23 protein-coding genes and 1 tRNA gene are annotated in these 22719 nt (G+C 68.2%); 18 read left to right on the top strand and 6 right to left on the bottom strand.

The genetic code is table 11. The features are described 5' to 3' along the window. The 5 genes from ruvX to AC1RVW_RS25415 all read left to right on the top strand — a co-directional run. Positions 1 to 413 (top strand): Holliday junction resolvase RuvX (gene ruvX / locus AC1RVW_RS25435; protein WP_493203343.1); only part of this gene is annotated, 413 nt, incomplete at its 5' end. After that, the gene (pyrR, locus tag AC1RVW_RS25430) at positions 410 to 907 is read left to right on the top strand and encodes a bifunctional pyr operon transcriptional regulator/uracil phosphoribosyltransferase PyrR (protein ID WP_493203341.1); all 498 of its coding nucleotides are present in this window, start codon (positions 410 to 412) and stop codon (positions 905 to 907) included. The genes ruvX and pyrR, both read left to right, overlap by 4 nt. Beyond that, entirely contained in the window at positions 907 to 1869 is a 963-nt protein-coding gene (locus AC1RVW_RS25425) for an aspartate carbamoyltransferase catalytic subunit (protein ID WP_081268856.1), read from the top strand. The genes pyrR and AC1RVW_RS25425 overlap by 1 nt, the downstream gene beginning before the upstream one ends. A gap of 139 nt (positions 1870 to 2008) precedes the next feature. Beyond that, positions 2009 to 3295: a dihydroorotase gene (locus AC1RVW_RS25420; protein WP_081268855.1), complete on the top strand. Its 1287-nt coding sequence runs from the start codon at positions 2009 to 2011 to the stop codon at positions 3293 to 3295. Positions 3296 to 3435: 140 nt separating this feature from the next. Continuing rightward, positions 3436 to 4182: a lysophospholipid acyltransferase family protein gene (locus AC1RVW_RS25415; protein WP_493203339.1), complete on the top strand. Its 747-nt coding sequence runs from the start codon at positions 3436 to 3438 to the stop codon at positions 4180 to 4182. 292 nt (positions 4183 to 4474) lie between these two features. Here AC1RVW_RS25415 and AC1RVW_RS25410 read toward each other — a convergent pair whose 3' ends face one another. Both AC1RVW_RS25410 and AC1RVW_RS25405 read right to left on the bottom strand, forming a co-directional pair. After that, positions 4475 to 5566: an AraC family transcriptional regulator gene (locus AC1RVW_RS25410; RefSeq protein ID WP_493203337.1), complete on the bottom strand. Its 1092-nt coding sequence runs from the start codon at positions 5564 to 5566 to the stop codon at positions 4475 to 4477. Between the two features lie 159 nt (positions 5567 to 5725). Further along, positions 5726 to 6523, bottom strand: coding sequence for an IclR family transcriptional regulator (locus AC1RVW_RS25405; RefSeq protein ID WP_081268852.1), 798 nt, complete (start codon positions 6521 to 6523; stop codon positions 5726 to 5728). Positions 6524 to 6708: 185 nt separating this feature from the next. Between AC1RVW_RS25405 and AC1RVW_RS25400 the strand changes: the two genes are divergently transcribed. From AC1RVW_RS25400 to AC1RVW_RS25345, 12 genes are all read left to right on the top strand, one after another. Continuing rightward, the gene (locus tag AC1RVW_RS25400) at positions 6709 to 8475 is read left to right on the top strand and encodes an FAD-dependent oxidoreductase (RefSeq protein WP_493203335.1); all 1767 of its coding nucleotides are present in this window, start codon (positions 6709 to 6711) and stop codon (positions 8473 to 8475) included. A gap of 54 nt (positions 8476 to 8529) precedes the next feature. Beyond that, on the top strand, positions 8530 to 9306 hold the full coding sequence (locus AC1RVW_RS25395) for an SDR family NAD(P)-dependent oxidoreductase (protein WP_285414118.1): 777 nt from the start codon (positions 8530 to 8532) through the stop codon (positions 9304 to 9306). Between the two features lie 55 nt (positions 9307 to 9361). Beyond that, positions 9362 to 10561, top strand: coding sequence for an ABC transporter substrate-binding protein (locus AC1RVW_RS25390; RefSeq protein WP_081268849.1), 1200 nt, complete (start codon positions 9362 to 9364; stop codon positions 10559 to 10561). A gap of 31 nt (positions 10562 to 10592) precedes the next feature. Next, positions 10593 to 11516, top strand: coding sequence for a branched-chain amino acid ABC transporter permease (locus AC1RVW_RS25385; RefSeq protein WP_081268848.1), 924 nt, complete (start codon positions 10593 to 10595; stop codon positions 11514 to 11516). Then, positions 11513 to 13303, top strand: coding sequence for a branched-chain amino acid ABC transporter ATP-binding protein/permease (locus AC1RVW_RS25380; RefSeq protein WP_081268847.1), 1791 nt, complete (start codon positions 11513 to 11515; stop codon positions 13301 to 13303). The genes AC1RVW_RS25385 and AC1RVW_RS25380 overlap by 4 nt, the downstream gene beginning before the upstream one ends. A gap of 20 nt (positions 13304 to 13323) precedes the next feature. Continuing rightward, positions 13324 to 14034: an ABC transporter ATP-binding protein gene (locus tag AC1RVW_RS25375; RefSeq protein ID WP_081268846.1), complete on the top strand. Its 711-nt coding sequence runs from the start codon at positions 13324 to 13326 to the stop codon at positions 14032 to 14034. Between the two features lie 31 nt (positions 14035 to 14065). Then, complete coding sequence (locus tag AC1RVW_RS25370) at positions 14066 to 15040, top strand: MBL fold metallo-hydrolase (RefSeq protein ID WP_106936812.1); 975 nt, start codon at positions 14066 to 14068, stop codon at positions 15038 to 15040. A gap of 141 nt (positions 15041 to 15181) precedes the next feature. After that, positions 15182 to 16108 (top strand): DMT family transporter, encoded by a 927-nt coding sequence (locus tag AC1RVW_RS25365; RefSeq protein WP_493203331.1) that lies wholly within the window; start codon positions 15182 to 15184, stop codon positions 16106 to 16108. A 13-nt stretch (positions 16109 to 16121) separates the two neighbouring features. After that, positions 16122 to 17306, top strand: a complete 1185-nt coding sequence (locus tag AC1RVW_RS25360) for an NADH:flavin oxidoreductase/NADH oxidase (RefSeq protein WP_493203330.1) — start codon at positions 16122 to 16124, stop codon at positions 17304 to 17306. Continuing rightward, on the top strand, positions 17303 to 18028 hold the full coding sequence (locus tag AC1RVW_RS25355; RefSeq protein ID WP_493203329.1) for an EthD domain-containing protein: 726 nt from the start codon (positions 17303 to 17305) through the stop codon (positions 18026 to 18028). Before AC1RVW_RS25360 ends, AC1RVW_RS25355 begins: the two co-directional genes overlap by 4 nt. Positions 18029 to 18173: 145 nt before the next feature. After that, positions 18174 to 18437 (top strand): hypothetical protein, encoded by a 264-nt coding sequence (locus AC1RVW_RS25350; RefSeq protein WP_493203327.1) that lies wholly within the window; start codon positions 18174 to 18176, stop codon positions 18435 to 18437. Between the two features lie 32 nt (positions 18438 to 18469). Beyond that, complete coding sequence (locus AC1RVW_RS25345; RefSeq protein ID WP_106936816.1) at positions 18470 to 18787, top strand: hypothetical protein; 318 nt, start codon at positions 18470 to 18472, stop codon at positions 18785 to 18787. Between the two features lie 17 nt (positions 18788 to 18804). Here the strand turns inward: AC1RVW_RS25345 and AC1RVW_RS25340 are convergent, their stop codons facing one another. The 3 genes from AC1RVW_RS25340 to AC1RVW_RS25330 all read right to left on the bottom strand — a co-directional run bounded on the left by AC1RVW_RS25340 (position 18805) and on the right by AC1RVW_RS25330 (position 21610). Further along, the gene (locus AC1RVW_RS25340) at positions 18805 to 20484 is read right to left on the bottom strand and encodes a methyl-accepting chemotaxis protein (RefSeq protein ID WP_493203325.1); all 1680 of its coding nucleotides are present in this window, start codon (positions 20482 to 20484) and stop codon (positions 18805 to 18807) included. A gap of 122 nt (positions 20485 to 20606) precedes the next feature. After that, positions 20607 to 21278: a site-2 protease family protein gene (locus AC1RVW_RS25335; RefSeq protein ID WP_493203323.1), complete on the bottom strand. Its 672-nt coding sequence runs from the start codon at positions 21276 to 21278 to the stop codon at positions 20607 to 20609. Positions 21279 to 21361: 83 nt separating this feature from the next. After that, positions 21362 to 21610, bottom strand: coding sequence for a hypothetical protein (locus AC1RVW_RS25330; protein WP_081268838.1), 249 nt, complete (start codon positions 21608 to 21610; stop codon positions 21362 to 21364). Positions 21611 to 22065: 455 nt separating this feature from the next. On the opposite strand from AC1RVW_RS25330, the gene AC1RVW_RS25325 reads away from it, so the two are divergent. Continuing rightward, positions 22066 to 22479, top strand: coding sequence for a hypothetical protein (locus AC1RVW_RS25325; protein ID WP_493203321.1), 414 nt, complete (start codon positions 22066 to 22068; stop codon positions 22477 to 22479). 155 nt (positions 22480 to 22634) lie between these two features. On the opposite strand, the gene AC1RVW_RS25320 is transcribed toward AC1RVW_RS25325, so the two are convergent. Then, positions 22635 to 22709, bottom strand: a tRNA-Arg gene (locus AC1RVW_RS25320). Positions 22710 to 22719: the final 10 nt, after the last annotated feature.

Raw genomic sequence — 22719 nt, 5'->3', positions numbered from 1 at the left:
CTGCCGCCCCTGCCGCCGTTCCCGCCCATTTCCAGACCTTCCTGGCTTTCGACTACGGCCTGAAGCGCACCGGCGTGGCCAGCGGCAACCGGCTGCTGGGCACCGCCACCCCGCAGGCGACCATCAAGGCCGAGGGTGCCGACGCCCGCTTCGCGCAGGTCGAGTCGCGCATCAAGGAATGGCAGCCCGACGCGCTGGTGGTCGGCGTTCCCTATCACCCCGACGGCGCCCCGCACGAGAACACGCGCCGCGCGCAGAAGTTCGCGCGGCAGCTGCGGGGCCGTTTCAATCTCCAGGTGTTCGAGGTCGACGAGCGCTACAGCACCACGGAGGCCCTGTCGTCAGGCGCCCGCGATGCCGATGCCGCCTCCGCCTGCATCATCCTGGAGCAATTCCTGAGGAGTCTCACGTGAGTTCAATTCCCGATGCCGAAGCGCTTTACAAGACGCTGCTTGCCGGCGTAAAGACGCTGATGCGCCCCGAAACCAGGCTGGTCGGCATCACCTCCGGCGGCGCCTGGCTGGTCGAGCGGCTGCAGAAAGACCTGGGCCTGCCCGGTGCGCCGGGCGTCATCTCGTCGGCCATGCACCGCGACGACTTCGCCCGGCGCGGCCTGTCGGCCAGCGCGCAGACGTCGCTGCCCTTCGACGTGAACGGCACCGACGTGCTGCTGCTCGACGACGTGCTCTACACCGGCCGCACCATCCGCGCGGTGCTCAACGAGCTGTTCGACTTCGGCCGCCCGGCCTGCGTGCGGCTCGCGGTGCTGGTCGACCGCGGCGGACGCGAGCTGCCGGTGGCCGCGGACTTCGCCGCCACCACGCTCACCCTGCCGGCCGCCCAGCTGCTGGCTCTGGCGCGAGCCGACAGCGGCGCATTCAGCCTCAAGGTGGAGGAAAGCAAGTAATGCTCTACAAGCGAAACCCCCAGCTCAACAAGCACGGCGAGCTGATCCACCTGCTGTCGATCGAGGGCCTGCCCAAGGACATCGTCACGCACATCCTCGACACCGCCGCCAACTTCACCAGCGTGAGCGACCGCGAGGTGAAGAAGGTGCCGCTGCTGCGCGGCAAGAGCGTGTTCAACCTGTTCTTCGAGAACAGCACGCGCACCCGCACCACCTTCGAGATCGCGGCCAAGCGCCTGTCGGCCGACGTCATCAACCTCGACATCGCGCGCTCCTCGGCCACCAAGGGCGAGTCGCTGCTCGACACCATCGCCAACCTGAGCGCGATGGCGGCCGACCTGTTCGTGGTGCGCCACAGCGAGTCGGGCGCGCCGTACCTGATCGCGCAGCACGTCGCGCCGCACGTGCACGTGGTGAACGCCGGCGACGGCCGCCACGCGCACCCGACGCAGGGGCTGCTCGACATGTACACGATCCGCCACTACAAGAAAGACTTCTCGAACCTCACGGTCGCGATCGTCGGCGACGTGCTGCATTCGCGCGTGGCGCGCTCCGACATCCATGCGCTCACCACGCTCGGCTGCGCCGAGGTGCGCGTGGTCGGCCCCAAGACGCTGGTGCCCGCCGACATGGCCGGCATGGGCGTGCGCGTGTTCCACACGCTCGAAGAAGGCATCAGGGACTGCGACGTGGTCATCATGCTGCGCCTGCAGAACGAGCGCATGAGCGGCGCGCTGCTGCCGTCGTCGCAGGAGTTCTTCAAGACCTTCGGTCTCACGCCGGAGAAGCTGCAACTGGCCAAGCCCGACGCCATCGTGATGCACCCCGGGCCCATCAACCGCGGCGTGGAGATCGACTCCGCCGTGGTCGACGGCAAGCAGAGCGTGATCCTTCCGCAGGTCACTTTCGGCATCGCGGTCCGCATGGCGGTCATGAGCATCGTCGCAGGCAACGAAGCATAGACATGTTGCTCGCCCCCAGTCTTCGCGCACTTCGTGTCGCTTCGCCAACCCCCTGCCGGGGGCAACACCAGTGGCCCGGCAAAGCCGGTTCCACGGTGTTTCCCGAAAAGGCCATGACTGTCACCGGAAGCACAGACGCATGAACATCCTCATCACCAACGGCCGCGTCGTCGACCCCGCATCGCGCACCGACAAGAAGGCCGACATCGCCATCGCCGACGGAAAGATCGCCGGCATCGGCGCCGGCGTTCCCGCCGGCTTCAAGGCCGATCGCACCATCGACGCCGCGGGCTGCATCGTCGCGCCCGGCCTCGTCGACCTGGCCGCACGCCTGCGCGAGCCCGGCTACGAGCACGAAGGCATGCTCGAAAGCGAAATGGCCGCTGCCATCGCCGGCGGCGTGACCAGCCTCGTGTGCCCGCCCGACACCGACCCCGTGCTCGACGAGCCCGGCCTGGTCGAGATGCTCAAGTTCCGCGCCGAGAAGCTGCAGGGCGCCCGCCTGTTCCCGCTGGGCGCGCTCACGCGCAACCTGGCCGGCGGCGTGCTGACCGAGATGGCCGAGCTCACCGAGGCCGGCTGCATCGGCTTCGGCCAGGCCGACGTGCCGCTGGCCGACACGCAGGTGCTGCAGCGCGCGCTGTCGTACGCCAGCACCTTCGGCTACACCGTGTGGCTGCGCCCGCAGGACCGCGACCTGGGCAAGGGCGTCGCCGCCAGCGGCCCGCTGGCAACGCGGCTGGGCCTGGGCGGCGTGCCGGTGTCGGCCGAGACCATCGCCATCTTCACCATCGTCGAGCTGATGAAGGCCACCGGCGCCCGGGTGCACCTGTGCCGCATCTCCAGCGCGCGCGGCGTGGCGCTGGTGCGCGAGGCCAAGGCGCAGGGGCTGCCGCTGACCTGCGACGTGAGCATCAACTCGCTGCACCTGGCCGACACCGACATCGGCTACTTCGACAGCCGCGCGCGCCTGAACCCGCCGCTGCGCCAGCAGGGCGACCGCGATGCGCTCTCGGCCGCGCTGGCCGACGGCACCATCGACGCGCTGGTGTCCGACCACACGCCGGTCGAGGCCGACGCCAAGACGCTGCCGTTCGCCGAAGCCGAAGCGGGCGCCACCGGGCTCGAGCTGCTGCTGCCGCTCGCGCTGCTGTGGAGCGAGCGCAGCGGTGCGGGCATTGCGCGCGCCATCGAGGTCGTGACCTCGGCGCCCGCCCGCCTGCTGGCCGCGGCAGACGCGGACACCGGCATCGGCCGCATCGTGGAGGGCGGCGTGGCCGACCTGTGCATCGTCGACCCGGCGCTCGAGTGGCAGGTGCGGCCCGACGCGCTCAAGAGCCAGGGCAAGCACACGCCGTTCTCGGGCTATCCGATGCAGGGCCGCGCGCGCCACACGCTGGTGGCGGGCCGCGTAGTGCACGGCTAGAAATGAAGCTCACCCCCAGTCTTCGCGCACTTCATGTCGCTACGCCAACCCCCTTGCAGGGGGCAACACCGGCGGCCCGGCAAAGCCGGTTCCGCGGTGTTCCGCGATCACGCATTGAAAGCTGAGAGGACGCACGCCCTATGCTTCATTCCCTGAAGGCCTGCGCGCGCCTGCTGCACGCGGTGGCGCACGCGCTGGCGGGCTGGTGGACCATTCGCCACAAGTTCCCAAGTCTTCCGCAGGAAGAGCGCAACGCGCGCGTGCAGGCGTGGTCCAGGCGCATGCTGCAGATCATGGGCATCACGCTCAAGGTGCAGGGCACGCCGCCGGCCGAGGGGCCTGTGCTGCTCATCTGCAATCACCTGTCGTGGCTCGACATCACCTGCCTGCATGCCGCGCGCCACGTGCGCTTCGTGTCGAAGTCCGACGTCAAGCACTGGCCGCTGATCGGCACGCTTTCCACCGGCTCCGGCACGCTCTACATCGAACGTGAGCGCCGCCGCGACGCGCTGCGCGTGGTGCACCACATGACCGAGGCGCTGCGCGGTGGCGACCTGATCGGCGTGTTCCCCGAAGGCACCACCAGCGACGGGCGCGGCCTGCTGCCGTTCCATGCCAACCTGCTGCAGGCGGCCATTTCAGCGGGCGCGCCGGTGCTGCCGGCCGCGCTGCGCTTTGCCGATGCGGCCACCGGCGAGACCAGCCAGGCGCCGCGCTACATCGACGACGACAACCTGCTCGCATCGCTGTGGAACACGCTGCGCGCGCCGCCGCTGCTGGCCATCGTGCGCTACGGCGAGCCCCAGCCGCCGCACGGCCGCGACCGCCGCGAATGGGCCGTGTCGCTGCACGAAGACGTGCAGCAGCTGCGCCGCGAAACCCACTGATTCGCCGGGCATGGCCCAAAAAAAGCGCTCCCGAAGGAGCGCTTAACGGCGCGGATGCGCCGCGAGGAGGAACTTTCTCTCGAGCAACCGGTAATGTGGGAAGTTTCCTTGGAGGGTCAGAGGATGCCGAAGATCTTCAGGCCGATGATCACGACCAGCGGCACGCCGCAAAGCCAGAGGATGATGCTTTTCATTGTTCAGGTCTCCAAAGCCAACTAAGTAAGCCTGAAGGTTCGCCGCGGCGGCGGCGGGCACATGCGGGAGAAAGCTAGACAAGTACGTGGGCGAGTGCCTACAGATGCTCGGGGTCGTCGTCCGGCGGCGCGCCTGCTGCCCGCTTCGGCCTGAAGTCGCCGGGCTGCCGGCTGGTCCAGCGCCTGAAGGCCTGGCGGAAGTTGGAACCGTCGCTGAAGCCCAGCCGCGCCGCGATTTCTTCCTGCGTCAGGTCGGTGTCGCGCAGGTAGGCAATGGCCTGGTCCTTCAGCACGTTCGAGCGAAGTCCGCGAAAGGACGTGCCGGCTTCCTGCAGCCTGCGCCGCAAGGTGCGCGGATTCATCTGCAGCTCGCCCGCGATGTCGTCGATGTCCGGCGCGGGCTTTTCCGCGTGCTGTGCCGCAAGCAGTTCGCGCACGCGCGCCTCGATGCTGCCCCGCAAGGAGAGTTTCTTCAGCAGCACTTCGCAGCCGGCGCGCACCATCGCCATGCTGACGGCATTGGCGTGCGGCAACCTGTGCTCGAGCAGGGCCGGATCGAAATGGAAGCCGTCGTGCGGCTGGCCGAAGTGCACCGGGCAGCCGAAGAAATGCTCGTACAGCGAGGCATGGGCGGGCGCGTCGTAGCGCAGCGATATCGCGAGCGCCCTGAAGCCGGGGCCGAAGGCGATCTCGGACATCCGGTAGCCCATGCACAGGGCGAACTCCATGCTCATCTGGTATTCGGTGCTGTGCGGGTTCGAGACCAACAGCGGGGTGTAGGTCCACCAGGCGCTGCCGCCGGCCTCGTGCAACTCGAAGGCGACCATCGGGCCCAGCACCCACTGGTACCTGACCACGAACTCGGCCAGTTCCCGGTAGGTGCGCGCGCTGCTCATGCCCATGCCCCATACGCCCAGCGAAGCCAGGCTGACGCGCCGGCCCGCCTCGAACGGCGCTTCGGGGCCCGGCGACAGCGCCACCGCATTGCGAAGAATGGTCTGCATCTGCGCATACGAGACCTTTCTCGAATGCGACATCAGCTCGCTTTCGTCGATTCCGGTGCCGTGCAACAGCTCCGATGCCGAGGCACCGCTTTGCGTCAGCGCCATCACGCAGGCGGCCGTGCCGTGCATGGGATAGCAGCGGTCGTCGGGCGGGGCGACCAGGTTGCGGCGGGTTCCGAACCTCATGAGTGTGTTGGCGGATTCGTTGATGGATGAACGACTCCGATTAAAGAAGACTTCGAACGGCCGCGTTCGATTCGCAGCTGCAGAAAGTCACACTCACGCTACCAATTGCGAAGAATTGGCGCTAAAAGTTGATCATTGGTAGTTAACGCGAGGTTAACTTCAGCTGGCCTCGTCGATCGGCACGAAGCCGAGCCTGCGCGAGATTTCGAGCGCGCAGGCTTTCAGCGGCACGGCCACGCGGCCGTTCCAGTCGCTGTCGAAGGTGGCTTCCGGGCCCATGGCCGTGATGCCCAGCACCAGGTTGTTGGTCGAGTCGAACACCGGCGCACAGAAAGCGTCGATGCCGGGAATCGGCTGGCCCAGCGTGCGCGACATGCCGTGCAGGCGGGTTTCGACGAGCAGCGCCTCGATCTGCGAGTGCGACAGCTCGGTGGTGGAGCCGCGGCCGTCGGCCGGGCGGGTGCGCGCCAGGTCTTCGAGCATCATCTTCTCGACCACCTTGGGCGGCAGGTAGGCCGCGAACAGCCGCCCGGTGGCCGTGTAGGCCAGCGACATGACGGTGCCGGTGCGCAGGTTCACGTGCAGCGGGTGGATGGGTTCCTCCAGCCGCACGACGGTCGGCCCGAAATTGCCCCATACGGCCACCGCAATGCTCTGTTCGGTTTCCGAGGCCAGCGCCTCGATGAGCGGCGACGCCTCCTTGATCGGGTCGAGCCGCTGCAGCTTGGCCAGACCCAGCTGCAGGGCCAGCGGCCCCAGTTCGTAGCGGCCCGCGCCGTCCTGAACGACGAAGCCGACCTTCAGGAAACTGACGAGGTAGGGGTGTGCCTTGCCCACGGGCACGCCCGCGGCCTTGCCCAGGTCGCGCAGCGCCATCGGCGCGACGTGCCGACCCAGCGCCACGAGCAGCTGCGTTCCGATTTCGACTGACTGAATGCCACGTCTTGGCTTTTCCATGGGGCGCCCGGCGTGGGGAATGAGGGTGGGGGCGAGTATATCCATCAGGGTTTCTACTGATATTGTCACAGCCAATCGATGATGACTGATCATCTGATAGTAACTAAACGACTTGACCATATCAATAACGCTGCCTAAACTCCGCCGCAACTTAAGTCGTACACAAACAGGCGAAACAGGCAGAGATGGAACAGAACACTTTTGAATGCGACGTGCTGGTCGTCGGCAGCGGCGCCTCGGGCATGTCCACCGCCATCACGGCGGCTTCGCAGGGGTTGAAGGTGCTGGTGGTCGACAAGGAGCCGCGCTTCGGCGGCACCACCGCGCGCTCTGGCGGCTGGCTGTGGATTCCGGGCACGCGCCTGGCCACGGAGCAGGGCATCCACGAGCCCGAGGGCGCCGCGCTCACCTACATGAAGCACGAGTCCACCACGCACTTCGATGCGGCGCGCGTCGGTGCCTTCCTCGACATGGGCCCCAAGGCCATCGACTTCTTCACGCGCAACACCTGCGTGCAGTTCGACATGCCGCCCGTGTTCCCCGACTACCACGCCGAAGCGCCCGGCGGCCAGCAGGGCGGCCGCTCGATGGTCACGCGCCCGTTCGACGGCCGCGAGCTGGGCAAGCGCGTCAAGCTGCTGGCACCGCCGCTGCCCGAGCTGACCGTCTTCGGAATGATGTTGGGCTCGGGCCCCGAGATCAAACACTTCATGCGGGCGTTCAAGTCGCCCACCTCGTTCTGGTACGTGACCAAGCGGCTGACCCGCCACTTCCTCGACGTGCTGGGCCACGGCCGCGGCATGACGCTGACCAACGGCAACGCGCTGGCCGGCCGCCTCGCCAAGGCCGCGATGGACCTGGACATTCCCGTGTGGCTTTCTTCGCCGGTGAAGAAGCTGGTGGTCGAGTACGACGGCGTCTCCGGTGCCGTGGTGCAGCACGAAGGCAAGAGCGTGCGCGTGGTCGCCAAGCGCGGCGTGGTGCTGGCCTGCGGCGGCTTCCCGTACGACGTGGAGCGCCGCAAGCAGCTGTTCCCGCACGCACCGACCGGCAAGGAGCACTACTCGCCTTCGCCTTCCACCAACACCGGCGACGGCCTGCGCCTGGCCGAAGCCGTGGGCGGCCGCGTCGACGGCACCATTCCGCATGCCGCCGCGTGGGTGCCGGCTTCGGTCACCACCCGCCCCGACGGCACCAAGGGCGTGATGCCGCACTTCATCGACCGCGCAAAGCCCGGCGTGATCGCGGTCACGCCCAAGGGCAGGCGCTTCGCCAACGAAGGCAACTCGTACCACGACTTCGTGCAGGCGATGGTCAAGGCCTGCGAAAGCGACGGCGAACCCGAAGTCACGGCCTGGCTGCTGTGCGACCACAAGGCGCTGCGCAACTACGGCCTGGGCTGCGTCGCGCCGGCGCCGGTGCCCATCGGCCGCCACCTGAAGAGCGGCTACCTCAAGCGCGGCGCCACCGTCGGCGAACTGGCCAGGGAAATCGGCATTGCGCCGGCCACGCTCGAAGCCACCGTGCAGGAGTTCAACAAGGGCGCGCGCACCGGCGACGACCCCGCCTTCGGCAAGGGCAGCAAGGCCTACAACCGCTACCAGGGCGACGCCAACGTCACGCCCAACCCGTGCGTCGCGCCGCTGGAGAACGGCCCGTACTACGCCATCAGGCTGGTGGTCGGCGACATCGGCACCTTCGCCGGCCTCGTCACCGACGAGAAGACCCGCGTGCTCGACGCCAACCGCCAGCCGATCAAGGGCCTCTACGCCGTCGGCAACGACGCGGCCAGCGTGATGGGCGGCAACTACCCCGGCGCGGGCATCACGCTCGGCCCGGCGCTGACCTTCGGCTACGTGGCGGGCCTGCAGCTCGCGCAGGCCGAGGCCGCCGCGGCGGTGCAGCTGAAGGTGGAGCAGCGCGAAGCCGTGCCCGTGAGCCGCAAGGCCTGAGCCCTCCCGCAATCGAAGCATCCGCATTCCGTACATACATAGAAGGAGACACCGATGGCCTTTCCCTCCAACGTCGCGCCGCGCCTGCTCGAAGGCCGCCTCGCCCTCGTCACCGGCGCGGGGCAGGGCAACGGCCGCGCGCTCGCGCTCGGCCTGGCGCAGGCCGGCGCGCGCGTGGTCGTGACCGACATGAACGAAGCCACCGTGCGCGAGACCGCGCAGCTGGTGCGCAACGAAGGCGGCGAAGCCTGGTCCTTCGTGCTCGACGTGACCGTGCCCGAGGCCTGCCATGCGCTCGCCGAGCGCGTGGGCAAGGAGATCGGCAACGTCGACCTGCTGGTGAACAACGCCGGCATCATCATCCGCGAGACCACCGCGAGCCCGAACGCCGCCGCCAACTGGAAGAAGACCATCGACGTGAACGTGCACGGCACCTTCAACACCACGCTGGCCTTCATTCCGGTGCTCAAGCAGACGAAGGGCTCGATCATCAACATCGCCTCCATCGCCGCCTATGCGGGGCAGGGCGCGAGCCTGGGCTACTCACCGTCCAAGGGCGCCATCAAGATGCTGACGCAGTCGCTCGCGCAAGAGCTGGCGCCGGCCGGCGTGCGCGTCAACGCGCTCGCGCCCGGCGTCATCGAGACGCCCATGACCGCCGCCACGCGCGACAACCCGGGCCGCCTCGAATCGTTCATGACGCGCATCCCCATGGGCCGCGTCGGCCAGACCGAAGACCTCGTCGGCCCGGTGATCTTCCTGGCCAGCGACATGTCGCGCTACGTCACCGGCATCGTGCTGCCGGTGGACGGCGGCTTCCTTGCCGTCTGAGCCGCCTGCGCTTTCCCTTCGCTTCCCCGTCCGTCAATCCATCAGGAGACAAAAAATGAAAACCCTTCGTCTGTACAAGACCCTGCTCGCCGCGGCTGCGTTCGCCGCCTTCACCGCCGGTGCGTCGGCGCAAGACATCAAGCTGGGCTACAACGGCGACCTGTCGGCATCGCCCTCGGCGCAGAGCGGCCAGGCCGCGGTGCTGGGCATGGAAGCGGCCATTGCCGACATCAACGCCGCCGGCGGCGTGCTGGGCAAGAAGCTGGCGCTGGTCACGCGCGACGACGTGTCGGCCCCGCCCAAGTCGATCCAGAACATGAGCGACCTGATCGACAACGAGAAGGTGGTCGCCGTGTTCGGCCCCACCAACTCGGGCAACGCGATGGCGTGGAAGCACATCGCCAACCAGAAGAAGATTCCGGTGCTGGGCAACGTGGGTTCGGGCACCGACATCACCAAGCCCATGAGCCCCGGCGCCGACAACTACATGTTCCGCGTCTCGATGGTCGACCGCGAGCAGGTGGCCGCGCTCATGGCCTACGTGAAGAAGAACACCGCCGGCTCCAAGGTGGTGGGCCTCATGGCCGAGACCACCGGCTACGGCCAGGGCGGGCTGAAGGACATGGAGGAAATCGCCAAGCTGCAGGACATCAAGATCGCGGCCACCGAACGCTTCGGCGTCGGCGACACCGACATGACCTCGCAGCTCAGCAAGATGAAGGCCGCCAACGTCGACACCGTGGTGGTGTGGGCGCAGGGCACGCCCATCGCGCAGCTGGTGCGCAGCATGGAGAAGATCAACTACTTCCCGCTGACGCTCACCTCCTGGGCCGCCGACAACATCACCTTCTACGACGCGGCCGGCAAGGCGCTGGCCGAGAAGCCGATCTTCATGCGCACCGTGAGCGAGACCCGCACGCCCGCGCAGCAGAAGCTGTTCGACCGCATCGGCAGCAAGCTGAAGGCGCCGGGCTCGTTCTCCTTCGCGCTGCACGGCTATGACTCGATGCAGCTGCTGGCCCAGGCCATGAAGCAGGCCAACAGCACCGACGGCGCCGCCGTGCGTGCCGCGCTCGAAGACCTGAAGACGCCGGTGCAGGGCGTGCTCAAGACCTACGACAAGCCCTTCAGCAAGACCAACCACGAAGCCCTGACCGCCAAGGACCTGGTGTGGATCCGCTGGAAGGACGGCAAGCTGCTGCCCTACAGCGACGCGCTGATCGACGGCCTGAAGCCGGCCGACTTCAAGCAGTAAGCAAAGCAAGAAGCAAGAAGAGACACAGACCATGGTTGTAGCGCTCCTGCAGGCGCTCATCAGCGGGCTCGCCGTCGGCGGTGCCTATGCGCTGGTGGCGCTCGGATTCAGCATCACGTTCACGACGACCAAGACGCTGAACTTCTCGCACGGCGAGTTCGTCTCGGCCGGCGCGTTCATCGGCATGAGCGCTCTGTTCCTGGTGCTGGGCAAGCCTTTCGACTCCACCACCTTCGGCGACGCCATCCCCGGCGCGGGCGCGCAGCTCTTCGCGCTGGTGGCCGCGCTCGGCGTGATGGGGCTGCTGGGCTGGCTGCTCTACGTGCTGGGCGTGCGTCCGTTCGCGGGCCGCCCCGGCATGGCGTGGGTGATGAGCACGCTGGGCTTCGGCGTGATCCTGCAGAGCGTGGGCCTGGCCATCTGGGGCCCCAAGCCCGTGGTGGTGCCCGCGCCGGTGGGCGACACCGTGATCCGCATGTTCGGCGTGGGCGTGCGCCCGCAGGAGCTGCTGACGCTGGGCGTGGCCGTGGTCGTGATGTTCGGCTTCGACCGCGTCATGAACCGCACCATGGTCGGGAAGGCCATGCGCGCGGTGGCGCAGAACGGCAACGTGGCCAGCCTGATGGGCATCAACACCAACGCGATGATGATCGGCGCCTTCGTCGTCAGCTCGGCGCTGGCGGGGCTCTCGGGCTTTCTGCTCGCGCCCATCGCGCAGGCATCGCTCTTCATGGGGCTGACCGTGGGGCTCAAGGGCTTCTCGGGCGCGATGATCGGCGGGCTGAGCAATCCGCGCGGCTGCGTGATCGGCGGCTTTTTGCTCGGCGTGCTCGAGTCGATGGTCAACCTGTGGCAGGCGCAGTGGCGCGAGGTGGCGGTGTTCGCGCTCGTCATCCTGGTGCTGGCCTTCCGGCCCACGGGCCTGTTCGGCCGCTCGACGGTGGAGAAGGTATGAAGCGCCTCGCCCACCCCGCCGGCGTGGTCGCGTTCGCGGCCGTGCTGATCGGCATCGTGTCGATGTCCGGCAACGACTACTACCTGCGCATCGCCTTCATGATGTGCGTCTACTACCTGTGCGCCGCCGGCATGAACGTGCTGGTGGGCTACGCGGGACAGAAATCGCTCGGCCAGGCCGGGCTGTTCGCGGCCGGCGCCTACGGCGTGGCGCTGCTGACTTCGCGCACAGACATGGACCCGTGGCTCGCGCTCGCGCTGGCCGCCGTCATCTCCGGCTTGTGCGGCGTGCTCATCGCGCTGCCTTCGCTGCGCGTGAAGGGGCCGTACCTGGCCATGGTCACGCTGGCCTTCGGCATCGTGGTGGAAAAGCTCGTGGGCGAGTGGACCGACGTGTTCGGCGGCGCGCAGGGCATCTACGGCATCCGTCCGCTCACCTGGAAGGGCGCGCCGCTGGACACCACGCAGTGGGTCATCCTCGGCATCGTGCTGTGCGCCGCGCTGCACCTGCTGCTGCGCAACCTGCTGGGCGGGCGCTTCGGGCGCGCGCTGCTGTCGCTGCAGGCGGACGAGATCGCCTCGTCTTCGGTGGGCGTGCGCGTGTACCGCGCCAAGGTCATGGCCTTCGTGGTCGCGGCCGTCACCTGCGGCATCGCGGGCGCGCTGGTGGCGCAGCAGAACCAGTACATCAACTCCGACTTCATCACCTTCCACCTGTCGATCTTCATCCTGCTGCTGGTGCTGTTCGGCGGCGCGGGCTCGATGTACGGCCCGCTGGTGGGCGCGGTGCTGCTCACGCTGACCGACGCGCTGCTGGCGCGCTGGCCTTCGGCGCAGCACTTCCTGTACGGCTTCCTGCTGCTGTTCGCGCTGTACGTGATGCCGGGCGGCGTGGTGGGCCTGTTCAACAAGTGGTTCATGAAGTCGCGCCATCGCGGCGAAGGCGCGGGCGGCAACGGCGTGCCCGGCCAGATCGGCCCCGGCGGCGAAGGCGAACTGCTGGTGGTGCAGGGCGTGACCAAGTCCTATGGCGGCGTGAAGCCGGCGCAGGACGTGTCGTTCCGCCTGCAGCGCGGCCACATCCATGCGCTGATCGGGCCCAACGGCGCGGGCAAGAGCACCATGATCAACATGCTCACCGGCGTGATCGAACCCGACGCGGGCGTGATCCGCTTCCTGGGCCAGAACATCGTGGGCCAGCCGGCGCACACCATCTGCTGCCTGGGCATGGGCCGCACCTTCCAGAACCTGCGCCTGTTCGCCGACCTGTCGGTGCTCGACAACGTCATGCTGGGCCGCCACAGCCGCATGAGCAACGGCTTCCTGTCGTCGCTGGTGGCGTGGCCCACCGCCGGCAGGCAGGAGCGCGAGACGCGCGAACGCGCGCTGCAGCTGCTCGACTTGGTCGGCCTCGGCCACCTGGCGCACTGGCCCGCCGGCAGCCTGCCCTACGGCCTGCAGCGCCGCGTGGAGCTGGCGCGCGCGCTGGCCACCGAGCCGCAACTGCTGCTGCTCGACGAGCCCGCCGCCGGCCTGAACCCGCAGGAGACGGCCGAGCTCGGCGAACTGCTGCTGCGCATCGGCAAATGCGGCGTGTCGATCCTGATGGTGGAGCACCACATGGACCTGGTGATGTCGATCTCCGACCACGTGATCGTGCTCGACTACGGCATCAAGATCGCCGAGGGCAAGCCTGCCGAGGTGCAGGCCAACCCGCGCGTGGTCGAGGCCTACCTGGGCGTGGACGACGAAGAAGAAGAGGCACTGGCCACGGCCATGCCCGCCTGAGCAGAAAGACCGAAACCATCATGCTGAAAATCGAATCGGTGAAGGTCTCGTACGGCGCCATCGAGGCCGTCAAGGGCGTGAGCCTGGAAGTGCGCGCGGGCGAGGTCGTCACCATCATCGGCGCCAACGGCGCCGGCAAGAGCACGCTGCTCAAGAGCATCGTCGGGCTGGAGCCCGTGGCCGAGGGCCGCGTGCTGATCGACGGCAACGACTGCACCCACGTGCCTTCGCACAAGCGCGTGGGCCTGGGCGTGGCGCTGTCGCCCGAAGGCCGGGGCGTTTTCCCCGACCAGACGGTGCGCGAGAACCTGATGCTCGGCGCCTACTCGCGCCGCAACGACAAGGCCTTCGTGGAGAACGCCATCGAACGCGAGTTCGCGCGCTTCCCGCGCCTGAAGGAACGCCAGCACCAGCCTTCGGGCACGCTGTCGGGCGGGGAGCAGCAGATGCTGGCCATTGCCCGCGCGCTCATGAGCGAGCCGCGCCTGCTGCTGCTCGACGAGCCCTCGCTGGGGCTCGCGCCGCTCATCATCAAGGACATCTTCGACGCCATCCGCCAGCTGCGCAGTTCGGGCCTGACCATTCTGCTGGTGGAGCAGATGGCCAAGCAGGCGCTGGGCGTGGCCGACCGCGCCTATGTGCTGGAAACCGGCTGCATCACGCTCGAAGGCTCCGGCCGCGAGTTGCTCGACAACCCCAAGGTGAAGTCCGCGTACCTCGGCACGCACTGACGCCACCGCTCACTTCAAAGGACCGCTTCCCATGACCGCCACCACCAAGAAATTCGCCAGCCAGGCCGACCTCGAAGAAAAGAAGGTCTCGTTCACCCGCCTCTCGGAGAACGCCTACGCCTACACCGCCGAAGGCGACCCCAACACCGGCATCTTCATCGGCGACGAGGCCGTGATGGTGGTCGACACCCAGGCCACGCCGGCCATGGCGCAGGACGTGATCCGCCGCATCCGCGAAGTGACGCCGCTGCCCATCAAGTACGTGCTGCTGAGCCACTACCACGCGGTGCGCGTGCTGGGCGCGTCGGCCTACTTCAAGGAAGGCGCCGAGCAGATCATTGCCAGCCGCGACACCTACGACCTGATCGTCGAGCGCGGCGAGCAGGACAAGGCCAGCGAGATCGGCCGCTTCCCGCGCCTGTTCCGCAATGTCGAGAGCGTGCCCGCGGGCCTCACCTGGCCCACCATGACCTTCGACGGCACCATGAGCGTGTGGCTGGGCAAGAAGCTTGAAGTGAAGATCGCGCAAGTCGGCCGCGGCCACACCAAGGGCGACACCATCGCCTACCTGGAAGACCAGAAGATCTGCTTTGCCGGCGACCTGGTCGAATACCAGAGCACCGCCTACGCCGGCGACTGCTACTTCCGCGACTGGCCCACCACGCTCGACCGCCTCGCGGGATTCGGCTTCGAGAAGCTGGTGCCCGGCCGCGGCGCCGCGCTGGAGAACGCGAGCGACGTGCGCAAGGCCATCGCCTCCACGCGCGCCTTCATCTCCGACGTGTACACGCTGGTCAACAACGGCGTGGCCCAGGGCAAGACGCTGAACGCGATCTACAAGGAAACCGTGGCCGCGCTGCGCCCCACCTACGGCCACTGGGTGATCTTCGACCACTGCATGCCCTTCGACGTGACCCGCGCGTACGACGAAGCCACCGGCCACGTCCACCCGCGCATCTGGACCGCGGAGCGCGACATCGAGATGTGGAACGAACTGGAAGGTTGACCACCCCCAGCCTCGCCCACTTCGTGTGGCTCGGACACCCCCTCGCGGGGGCGCACCCTGCGGCCCGGCAGAGCCGGTTCCGCGGGCGCTCCCGAAAGGCCCACGCTTCGCGGGGCGCGCACTGCTCCTCGAACATCTGAAATGAAACAGTCCACACCGCCACCTGGCGCGACACCCGCCGCCGTGCAGGGCTGGATGCTCCTGGCGATGGTGCTGTGGGGCGTGAACGTGTCCGCCGTGAAGGCGCTCACCACGTCCTTCGAGTCGCTGCCGCTGGCCGCGCTGCGCATGGCGGTGGCGTGCCTGGCGCTGTCGGCCATCGTGCTCTGGCGCCGGGGCGGCGTGCCCGCGCTCGGCGCGCGGCAGCTCGCGGCCATGACGGGCTGCGCGTTCCTCATGGTCTATGCCAACCAGATCCTGTTCGCGCAAGGCCTGCTGCGCTCCACCGCCACCAACGGCGCGCTCATCATGGCGCTGAGCCCGCTGGTGTCGGCGCTGATGGCCGCGCTGGTGTTCCGTGAAAGCCTCACGCCCCGGCGCATGCTGGGCGTGGCGCTGGGCTTCGCGGGGGTGGCGGCGGTGGTGCTGAGCCACCCGGGCGCGGGGCTGTCGCGTGCCGGCATCGGCGACCTGATGCTGGCGCTGGGCGTGGTGAGCTTCGCGATCGGCGGCGTGGGCGTGCAGCGGCTGGCGCGGCAGATCGATCCGCTGTCGATCAGCTGGGTCATCTACATGATCGGCACCGCCATGCTGGTGCTGCACACCCTGCTCGGGCCTTCGCGGCTGGGCATGGCCGAGCTGTTTCCCGGCGCGTGGCCGTGGGCGCTGGTGCTGTTCTCCGGCATTGCCGCCACCGCGGCGGGCAACCTCATCTGGAACCGTGCGATCTCCGTCATCGGCGTGGCGCGCACGGCCGTCTTTCTTTACTGGGTGCCGGTGTTCGGCGTCGCGTTCGCGGCGCTGCTGCTGGGCGAAGCGCTCACTTGGTGGCACCTGCTCGGCTTCGTCGCCGTGATGAGCGGCACCTGGCTGGGCACGCGGCCCGCCGCCACGGCCGTCGCGCCCTGATCCCTGCCAATTCATGTCCGACTCTCTTCCCCTGCTGTTCCAGCCTTTGCAACTGCGCGGCCTCACGCTGGCCAACCGTGTCGTCATCTCGCCGATGTGCCAGCACGCCGCCGACCGTGGCCATGCCACGCCGTGGCACATGGTGCACCTGGGCAAGTTCGCGCTCGGCGGTGCGGGGCTGATCCTTACCGAGAGCACCGCGGTCGATCCGCGCGGGCGCATCGGCACTGCCGACCTCGGGCTGTGGAACGACAGCCAGATCGCGCCGCTGAAGGCCGTGGTCGACTTCGTGCATGCGCAGGGCAGCGCCATCGGCGTGCAGCTGGCGCACGCGGGGCGCAAGGCCGGCAGCGAGCCGCTGTGGGAAGGCGGCGCGGCGCTGGATGACGCGCGCATGGCCGCCGACGAGGAACCCTGGGAGCGCCTGGGCCCGAGCGCGCTCGCGGCAGGGCCGGGCTGGTCGGCGCCACGCGCGCTGGACGCGGACGGCGTCGCCTCGGTCGTGCACCGCTTCGTCGATGCGGCGGTGCGCGCGGACAAGGCGGGCTTCGACGTGGTCGAGCTGCACTTCGGGCACGGCTACCTCGTGGCGAGTTTTCTGTCGCCCAACGCCAACCACCGGAGCGACGCGCTCGGCGGCAGCCGCGACAACCGCATGTGGCTGGCGCTGGAAATCGCGCGGCGCGTGCGTGCCGCATGGCCTGCGCACAAGCCGCTGTTCTGCCGCCTGTCGGCGGTGGACGGCACGCTCGACGGCTGGGGCCTGGACGACTCGGTGGTGCTCGCGCGCGAGCTCAAGCGCTGCGGCGTCGATGTGATCGACTGTTCTTCCGGCGGGCTCACGGAAGAGACGCGCGCGCTGCCGGTGCCGCGCGGGCTGGGCTTCCAGGTGCCGTTCTCCGCGCGCATCCGGCGCGAGGCGCAGGTGCCCACGCAGGCCGTCGGCATGATCGTCGACGCGCAGCAGGCCGAGGCCGTGCTCGCCGCCGGCGATGCCGACCTGATCGCGCTGGGCCGCGAGGCGTTGTTCGACCCCTACTGGCCGCATCACGCGGCCGCCGCGCTCGGCGCGGACCCCGGCTACGAACGCTGGCCGGTGCGCCACGGCGTGTGGCTGGCCAAGCGCGCGCCGGGCCTGGCGCGCGCGCGGGCCGAAGCGGCGGCGGCATCCAGCGACAAGGAGACAGGCACGCAATGACCGAACCGACCAGCACCGCAGCAACCACCACCACCAGCCTGCGCATGGGCCTGATCCGCAAGAAGCCCGCGTGGACCGACGAGGCCTTCCGCACCCACTGGCGCGACAGGCACGGCCCGCTGGTGGCGCAGTTGCCCACGCTGCGCGCCTACCGGCAGAACCTGGTGGTCGACCGGCTGCAGCGCGGCATCGATTTCGCGCGCGGGCCGTGGGACTTCGACGGTTTCTCGCAACTGCGCTTCGACGAGGCCGCGCAGGCGTCGCAAGCCTTCGGCCACGGTGAGCTGGCGGCTGCCATCCGCGCGGACGAAGAGCACTTTCTGGGGGGCCTGCACATCGTGAGCGTCGCGCAGACCGAAGTCATCGCGCTGCCGCCCGAGCCCCATGGCCTGCTCAAGCGCATCTCGCTGCTGCGCCGGCCGGCCGCGCAATCCGAAGAAGACTTCCGCCGCGAATGGCGCGTGCATGCCGATCATGTGCGCCGCATGCCGGGCGTGAGCGGCTACCGCCAGAACGTGGTGACCGCGCGCGAGTTCGTGAAGGGCACGCCCTGCGACTACCCGGAGCTGCCCATCGACGGCATCGTCGAGCTGTGGTTCGAGAACACCGACACGCTGAACGCCGCCTTCGCGTCGCCGCAGGGGCAGGTGACGATGGCGCATGCGCTCACCTTCCTGGCGGAGATCACGGCCTTCGTGGTGGAAGAGCACCGGGTGGTTTGAGCGCGCGGCGCACGGCGGCGCGCCAGTTAACCCGTTCATGGGATTGACCCGGCCGGTGCCATGGCGACACTGGGCCGACAAAAACTCCAACCCACGGACATGCCCGCTTCGCACGATGGCAGGCAGTCTCCGAGCGCGCGCGCCCTTGACCTCACATCCCATTTCCGTCGACCTGAAGGGCGGCTGGTCCTGTTCGTTCCACTTCAAGCAGGGCGTGGGCGGCGGCTACGCCGGCGTGGCCGAGATCGCGCTGGACGGCCTGCGGCATGGCGAGGTCGTGATCATGGCCCAGCCCTCGCTCGACGCCGCCGTCGAGCGCATGAAGCTGCGGGCCAGCCAGTTCGTCAGCGCGCGATCGGTCGACGGGGCGCACAAGCCGTGGCGTGAGCGGACGGAAGCGCAAAAGTAATATCCGGCCTCGACAACACCGGAGCAGCAGGCATGGGGCGGATCTTCTTCATCGGCATCGTCATGGCAGCCGCCGCGTGCGCGGCATCCGCCCAGACGCGCAAGCCGTTTCCACCCGGCGTGGTGGGCGTGATGCGCATCGACGCCGGCACCGAATACGTTTTTCTCGACCGGCCCACCACCGTGGGCGGCGCATGCAAGGGGTGGAAGGCGGTGTCGATCCAGGCGCCCGGCCCGGCGGGCTCGGGGCTGACCAACCTCATGTGCTGGAAGGAATCGAACGGGCAGCTGCTGACCGCGACAGAAGCCAAGGTCACGCCGCAGGTCGCGTCGATGGACCTGATTCGCTGATCCGCTGATGCGGCTGCTCAGGCCGGCAGCAGGCGGTCCTTGGGCGTTGCTGCGAGCCGCGCCTTGGGAGCCGGCGTATTGCCCCGGGCCGGCAGCCACTGCGCGTCTTGCTGCGGCGCGCTGCCATCGCCCGGCAGCACGAACTGGCTGATCAGCGCCTCGAGGCTGCGTGCCTGGTCGCGCAGGCCTTGCGACGCGGCGGCCGACTCTTCCACCAGCGCCGAGTTCTGCTGCGTCATGCGGTCCAGCCGAGAGACGGCGGTGTTGATCTGGCCGATGTCGCGCGTCTGCGCATGCGTGGCCTCGGTGATGTCGTTCACCGTGCCCGCCACCTGCCGGATCGACGCCATGATGCGGCCCATCGTCTGCCCCGCGCTGTCGGCCAGCTGCGTGCCGGCCTCGATGCGCTGCACCGAGTTTTCGATCAGGCCCTTGATCTCGCGCGCCGCCGCCGCCGAGCGCGTGGCCAGCTGCCGTACCTCGGCCGCCACCACCGCGAAGCCCCGGCCCGAATCGCCGGCACGCGCGGCTTCCACCGCCGCGTTGAGCGCGAGGATGTTCGTCTGGAACGCGATGCCGTCGATCACGCCGATGATGTCGGCCATCTTGTGCGAGGCGCGGTGAATGTCCTGCATCGTGCCGACCACCTGCGACACCACCTCGCCGCCCTGCGCCGCCACCGTGGCCGCGGCGCCCGCCATCTGCTCGGCCCGGCCCGCGGCCTCGCTCGACTGCGCCACGTTGCGCATCACCAGCTCCAGCGCGGCGGCCGTCTGCTGCAGGCTCGACGCGGCTTCTTCCGTGCGCGACGAGAGCTCCGAATTGCCCTGAGCCATGTCGCCGGCCGCCACGCGCACGTTCTGCACCGATTCGCGCACCCGCTCGACCAGTTCGCGCAGCGCGCCCTGCATCGCGCCCAGCGCCTGCAGCATCTGCCCGGCCTCGTCGCGTGCGTGGCCCTCGATGTCCTGCCGCAGGTCGAGGCTGGCGACGCGCTGAGCCGTTTCGCCGGCCGCGCGGATCGGCCTGCTGATGCTGCGCACCAGCCACTGCGCCAGCACCGCGCCCACCAGCAGCGCCGCTGCGCAGAACACCACCAGCGCCAGCCGCGCCGAAGCGCTCAGGCCGTCGATGCGGGCGTCGGCTGCATCCATGGCGTCGCGCTGCGCCTGCGCGAGCCTGGACACCGCCGCCAGCAGCGCGGCCGAGCCCGGCTGGAAGCGCTGCGAATAGACGTTGCGGATGCGCTCTGTCAGGCCCGAGTCGCGCGCAGCGATCAGCTCTTTCACGGCCGCCTTGAAGTCGGTGCCCGCGGTTTCGATCTGCGCGAGCAATGCGCGGTCGGGCTCGGACTTCAGGCGCTGGCCGACCTGCTGCATCAGCGCGTTGTATTGCTTTTCCGTCGCCTGGATGTCGGCCGCGAGGATCTCGCCGACCTCGGGCTCGGAGCTCAGCGCCATCGCCTTGTAGCGCTCGGCGTTGATCGCCTGCAGGCGATAGGCGTCGACCACCAGGCGTTCGGACACGCCGTTCTGCTGGATGGCTTCATGCGTGGCGCCGGTCACCTTGGCCAGCGACCAGATGCCGATGCCCGAGCCCGCAAGGGTCAGCAGCAGCACGACGCTGAAAGTGGCCAGCAGCCGGCGGCCGAGGATGTTGAGGGGGCGGGGAGGGCGCGGGTCGGTGGCGGAAGTCACGGGGGCTGCGATGAAGAAGAAGGCTGGGAACGTTCCCGCGCCCGATTGGAGCCGCGCCGTGTTACCGGGAATTAACAGTTGGGGCCGCGGGGCTTTGCGGCCTTGCTTTCTTCGTCTTTGCTTCAGCGTGCGAGGAACACGCCGATGGCCACGATCCATGCCGCGCCCAGCGCGATCGCCAGCCACGCGGACCATTGCATCAGCAGCTCCTTCCAGCGCGGCTGATCGTGCGGAGACGGGTCGAGCAACGCCAGCAAGGCCTGGCCGCCGCCCATTGTCGGCAGCGGAAGCAGGTTCAGCGCGGCGAACTTCGCTGCGAGCATGCCGAGCAGCGCTGCGAAGCCGAGCGACCCTGCATGCGTCGCGCCGCCAAGCAGATGCTGCGCGGTGGAGAGCGGCGAGAGCGCGCCCGTGACGATCTGCGCAAAGCCGTTGACGATGCTGCCCCATGCCGCGTCGGGCCGCAACACGAAGGCCACGGCGATGAGCGCTGCAATGCCCGACAGCGGAAGCAGCACGCGCACCGCGCGCGGCTGGGTGTCGAAGGCGTCGTCGGCCCAATCGGGCGCGGCGTCGTGCGGCTTGGTGTCGGTGAGCGTGTTCTTGAGCATGACCGCGCCGCCGAACGGCAGCGCCCGCAGGCGGAAGATGCCCATGGACAGCAGAGTCGGACCGACGCCCAGCGACACCTCGCGAACCGTGATGCCGAGCAAGCGGGCGAGCATGGCCATCACGGTGGTGTGAAGCGCGGCCAGCAGGGCGATGGCGGCGATGAACTGCAGGGCAAGGGACATGGCGGAAAGAAGGCAGGGAACACAAGCGGGTGCTTGCGGTGCGGGCGATGTTAGCTTTGGGATCGGCCGCTGCTGCCTGTCCCTTATCGCTCGCGCGGGATGCAGACCTGGATCAGGTTCATCACTTCTCTCGCCAATTCGGAGGCGAGCCAGAACACGTTGCCGCGATGTTCCGGTCCTGCGTCTTCTTGCTGCGGCGGGCCGTTGCCGTGGCAGTAGCAGAGCAGCGAATAGAGCTGCGTGCTCTTTTCCTCCAGGAGCGTTGCTGCGTCGGGCGGGGCCTCTGCGTGAGCCAGGGGCGTGGAGGGGCGGGCTATATTTGGGGTAGCCATTTGGGGTGCGTCCTTTCGAAGGTTGGGCACTTCACTTGGTCAGACGGCTGGGGTGTTGACGCATCCCGGCCGTCGCCTTTTGAGACCTCGCATTTGCATCGATGCGGCGGTGCGCCGATGACCCGCTGCGAGGCGGTGCGGTTCATTCGTTCGGGTGCTTGAGGGGGATGCGCTCCTTGGCCACTTGGTGGGGTGTTGGGGGACGAGGGCGTTTACTGTAGAGACGAATGGGGGCGCATAGGCAACAGGGAATGCCCAGTAGTTCTCGGATCGGATGGGAAAGTGACACTCGGCGATGTCGCGTCACAAAGGGCTGACCTTTGTTGATCGCCACCCGGTTCGGCGGGCTGTTCTGAGCGAGGAAGTCTGGAATCGGCTGGCCTTACGATCAAAGCCAGATCTGATATCTCGCCCGGCAGCAAAGTACCGTGCTGGGCGCTTACGAATCCGAATCCATGCTCCATTACACAACCATCCAATTCGGCCTTCCTTCGACTGATACCGCTGACATCGGCCGCGTCGACAACGCTGAAGCAGCCATTGCGCTTGTCAGATCGGTTGACTGGCGAAGTGTCATGGGGGCGTGGCATGAAACCCAGGAGGGGCCGTTGCCAGCCATCGTCTTCCAGGCTCCGAGCGCCAAGGCTGAGTTGTACGTGAGTCATGTGCCGATGGATGCAGCGCCCTACGATCAGGTGCACTTCGTGCGGACCGAAAAGGCTGGATGGCTGCGCTCCCGGAAAATCACGATCACAGCAGAGGTGCATTCGCAAGCACTGCTAGCTCAATGCCTTGCCGATTGGGAAGCCGAGCGTTGGGAGTCGCTTGCGCAGCGCTTGCGCGACCATGGGGTGAATGTGCTTGACTGAGCTCGGGCGGGCTCGTCGATGCGTGAGTGCGAGCCGCTTGCCCTTCATCTGCCGAGCAAACGTGTCTCCTGAGAGACGGCGGGCAAAGAAAAACCCGCAACGCCTTAAGGCGTGCGGGTTTCTGATGTTGGGTGAGACGCCGTGATTCGGGTCTTTGGTGCCTTCGACAGGAATCGAACCTGTATCTGAGTCTTAGGAGGACCCCGTTCTATCCATTGAACTACGAAGACGGAGGGCAGC

The sequence above is a fragment of the Variovorax sp. MPBD4-3 genome, assembly GCF_058809745.1.
The sequence above is the reverse complement of the archived record's forward strand: the minus strand, read 5'-3'. Positions and strand labels throughout refer to the sequence as shown.